We start from the raw sequence: 3,948 nt of genomic DNA, 5'->3' as shown, positions 1-3,948 counted from the left end.
TACCGCTCCCGCGTCGCCGTCGCCCCCGATCTGCCCATCACGACGAGAGGACGACCTCATGACCCAGCGACAGCTCTTCCTCGGCGGCTACGTCCTGTTCCCCGGCGGCCACTTCGCCGGCGCGTGGCGCCACCCGTACTCGACGCGCGACTGGCTCGGTCGCGACTTCCTGCACGACACCGCCCGCACCCTCGAGGCCGCGAAGTTCGACCTCGCGTTCATCCCGGAGACCGTGAGCTTCCGCGCCGGGTTCGCGCGGCACGGGCTCAGCAACGCGATCAAGCACGACCCGGCGCAGGTCGCGGCGCAGCTCGCCGCGGTCACCACGAACCTCGGGCTGGGCGTCACGCTCTCGACGAGCTTCAACCCGCCGTACAACCTCGCGCGGACCCTGGCGAGCCTCGACCACCTGTCCGGCGGTCGCGTCGCGTGGAACGTCATCCAGTCGAACGGGCCGGCGAACTACGCGAACTTCCCCGACGTCGAGCAGCTCGACCGCAACGCCCTCTACGACCGTGGCGACGAGGTCGTCGAGGCGGTGCAGGCGCTGTGGCGGTCGTGGGGTGAGGGCGCGCTCGTGGTCGACCAGGAGACCGGCGTGTTCGCGAACCCGGACCTGATCACGGCCCCCGACTACAAGGGCACGCACGTCGCGGTCCGCGGACCGCTCAACCTGCCGCCGACGCCGCAGGGCGGTCCGGTGATCATCCAGGCCGGTGACTCGCCGCGCGGGCGCGAGTTCGGCGCGCGCTGGGGCGAGGTGATCTTCGCGATCGAGCGCACGCAGGCCGACCTGCAGGCCAAGAAGGACGACCTGCGCGCCAAGGCCCGCGCCGCCGGTCGTGACCCCGAGAAGATCCGGCTCTTCGCGGCCGTGCAGACGATCGTGGGCGAGAGCACCGAGATCGCCCGCGCGCGACGCGACCACCTGCGCACGCTCGTCACGCCCGAGGCGGGCATCGAGTTCTTCAGCCAGTTCTCCCGTCTCGACCTCGGTGACGTCGACGCCGACGAGCCGCTGCGCAAGGTGCTCGACGAGCGGGCCACCGACGGGCAGGCGGAGGGGCGGGCGGTCGTGGCGCTGCTCGAGCTGCTCGGCCCGCGCGCCGCGAACGCGACGATCGGCGAGGCCGCGGTCGAGTTCTCGACGAGCGAGCTCACGCCCCAGCTCGTCGGCACGGGTGCGGAGATCGCCGAGCAGCTCGCCGAGCTGTTCGGGTCCGGCGCCGCGGACGGCTTCCTCATCACCCCGACGCACGTGCCGGGCTCGTTCGACGAGTTCGGCCGCGCGGTCGTTCCGCACCTGCAACGCCTCGGCGTCTACAAGACCGAGTACGCGGGCACGACGCTGCGGGGGAACCTGGGCCTCTGACCGGCTCGCGCAGACGACCGGGAGGGACGGCCCGGGCGACGCGAGGGGGCGGGACCCGCGTGGTCCCGCCCCCTCGTCGTGCCGTGGGTGGGCGGGCGCCGCAGCGGGGACGCCACGACGGGGTGGGACCTGGTGAGGTCCCACCCCGTCGGTCGCGCTGCGGGAGCGTCAGCGCGTCGCGTCCGCCGTCAGGCGGTGCGTCAGCGGCGCGCGCAGACCGAGGTGCTCGCGCAGCGTCGTCCCCTCGTATGTGGTCCGGTAGGCACCGCGCTCCTGCAGCGCCGGCACCAGGAGCTCCACGACGTCGTCCAGCCCGCTCGGCACGAGCCAGGGCGTGATGTTGAAGCCGTCCGACGCGCCGTTCCGCACCCAGCGGGCCAGCTCGTCGGCGACGGTCTGCGGCGAGCCGACGAACCCGCGCTCGCGCTCCTGCGCGATCACGAGCTGCCGGATCGAGAGCCCGTCCGCCTCGGCGCGTGCCCGCCACGCGCGTGCCACGTCGACCGGGCTGACGCCGCGCCGCGGCGAGCCGCGGGTCTCGCCGACCGACTCGATGACCGGGTCGTGCGCCGGGAGCGGGCCGTCGGGATCCAGGTGCGACAGGTCCTCTCCCCAGACCTGGCCGAGCAGCGACAGCGCCGTCGCGGGCGTGACCTGCTGCTCCTTGACCCAGCGCGCCTTGTCGCGCGCCTCGGCGTCGGTGTCCGCGAGCACGAACTGCGTGCCCGGCAGGATCTTGACGTCGTCCTCCGGTCGTCCGGCGGCCCGGGTGCGGGCGCGCACGTCGTCGGCGAAGCGCAGCGCGTCGTCGAAGTCCGTGCCGTGCGCCGAGAAGATCACCTCGGCGTGCCGGGCGGCGAAGTCGCGGCCGTCGGGGGAGTCGCCCGCCTGGAACAGCACGGGATGGCCCTGCGGGCTGCGCGGGACGGTCGGGGTGACCTCGACGTCGAGCGTCGTCGCCGCGTGGTGCACCGGCGTCGGCCGGGCGTCGTCCGTCCAGCCGTCCCAGATCGCCTGCGCGGCCTGCACGAACTCGGCGGCGCGCTCGTACCGCTGCGTGTGGTCCAGCCACCCGCCGCGGCGGAAGTTCTCGCCCGTCCACGCGTTGTCGGTCGTCACGATGTTCCACGCCGCGCGGCCGCCCGAGAGGACGTCGAGGCTCGCGAGACGCCGCGCCAGGTCGGCCGGGTCGTTGTAGGTGACGTTCTGCGTCGCGACCAGGCCGATCCGCTCGGTCACCGCGGCGAGCGCGGCGAGCTGCGTGATCGCGTCCGGGCGCCCGACGACGTCGAGGTCGTGCAGGCGCCCGTTCTGCTCCCGGAGGCGCAGGCCCTCGCCGAGGAAGAACGCGTCGAACAGGCCGCGCTCGGCGGTCTGCACCACCCGGCGGAACGTCTCGAAGTCGGTCTGCGAACCGCTGTCGGGGTCCGACCAGACGGTCGTGTGGTTCACGCCCTGGAAGAAGACGCCGAGGTGGACCTGGGCGTCGGGGCGGGGGACGTCGGACATGCGGGCCTCCTCAGGCGGTCGCCGCGGCGGCGGCGTAGCGGTTGACCGGGCGGGGCAGCCCGAGGGTGTCGCGCAGCGTCGCGCCCGGGCGCGTCGTCGGCGTCGCGCGCGCGACGCGGAGCGCGGGCAGGACGTCACGGACGAGCACCGGGAGGTCGACGTCGAGCACGGCCGGCAGCAGCCGGACGCCGTCGACGACGCCGCGCAGCCCGAGCAGCAGCTCGACGAGCCCGGCGGCGTCGCCCGTCCAGGCGGTCGGCGCGTCCCACGGCGTGCGTGCGTCGAGCACCGCGCGGCGCTCGGCGGCGGTCCCGTGCGCGCCGTCGAGCGTCACGGCCAGGTCGAGGACGACGAGCGGGGACCCCGCGGCGCGGGCCGCGGCCACGTCGGCGACGTCGCCGACCAGCGCCACGTCGAGCAGGCCGCCGTCGACCGCCGCGTGCCGACCCACGACGACCGGCCGGCCCTGCGGCCCGCGCGGCACGATGAGAGGCCCCTTCACGGTGAACGGCGCGCGCACGCCGTCGGGCGTGGCGCGGGCGCTCGGCCCGGCGGGCAGGCCGTCGCCGCCGCTCGCGAAGTCCACGTAGTGGAGCCGGTCCCGGTCGACGTAGCGGCCCGTGGCGGTGTCGCGGACGACCGCGTCGTCCTCCCACGAGTCCCACAGGTCGCGTGCGACGCGCACGACGTCATCGGTCTCGTCGCGCAGGTCCTGGCCGTCGGCGACGGGCCGGTCGAGCGCGCGCCGCGCGCCGGGGACCGGCCCGCTGCCGACGAGCCAGCCGGCGCGGCCGAGGCTCGCGTGGTCGAGCGCGGCGACCTGGCTCGCGAGGTGGAACGGCTCGACCACCGCCGGGTGGGCGAGCGGGACCAGTCCCGTGCGGGACGTGAGCGGCGCGACGTACGCGGCGCGGGTCACCGCGTCGAGCCGGCCCGCGACGCCGTCGGGCGACGGCACGAGCGCGTCGTCGAACGTCACGAACGTGACGCCCGCGTTCTCGGCGGCGGCGACCACGTCGCGCAGCCGTCGGGCGCCCAGTGCGTCGGCGGTGGGGCGGGGGTGGGCG

General features: G+C 75.4%; 3 protein-coding genes. 1 reads left to right on the top strand and 2 read right to left on the bottom strand.

What is annotated here, in order from left to right; translation table 11 throughout:
* Positions 1–58: 58 nt before the first annotated feature.
* Positions 59–1,372: an NtaA/DmoA family FMN-dependent monooxygenase gene (locus tag CTKZ_RS19860; protein ID WP_124344535.1), complete on the top strand. Its 1,314-nt coding sequence runs from the start codon at positions 59–61 to the stop codon at positions 1,370–1,372.
* Positions 1,373–1,540: 168 nt separating this feature from the next.
* Here the strand turns inward: CTKZ_RS19860 and CTKZ_RS19855 are convergent, their stop codons facing one another.
* Positions 1,541–2,881, bottom strand: a complete 1,341-nt coding sequence (locus tag CTKZ_RS19855) for an NtaA/DmoA family FMN-dependent monooxygenase (RefSeq protein ID WP_124344534.1) — start codon at positions 2,879–2,881, stop codon at positions 1,541–1,543.
* 10 nt (positions 2,882–2,891) lie between these two features.
* Positions 2,892–3,948, bottom strand: a 1,057-nt coding sequence (locus tag CTKZ_RS19850) for an LLM class flavin-dependent oxidoreductase (RefSeq protein ID WP_200829845.1), incomplete at its 5' end; no start/stop codon positions are given.

The organism is Cellulomonas algicola (assembly GCF_003851725.1).
Classification (GTDB): Bacteria; Actinomycetota; Actinomycetes; order Actinomycetales; family Cellulomonadaceae; genus Cellulomonas; species Cellulomonas algicola.
This window is presented reverse-complemented; position numbering and strand designations above follow the sequence as displayed.

Coding starts and splice junctions, on each gene's coding strand:
- CTKZ_RS19860 (WP_124344535.1), top strand. CDS start 59: ATGACCCAGCGACAGCTCTTCCTCGGCGGCTACGTCCTGTTCCCCGGC.
- CTKZ_RS19855 (WP_124344534.1), bottom strand. CDS start 2,881: ATGTCCGACGTCCCCCGCCCCGACGCCCAGGTCCACCTCGGCGTCTTC.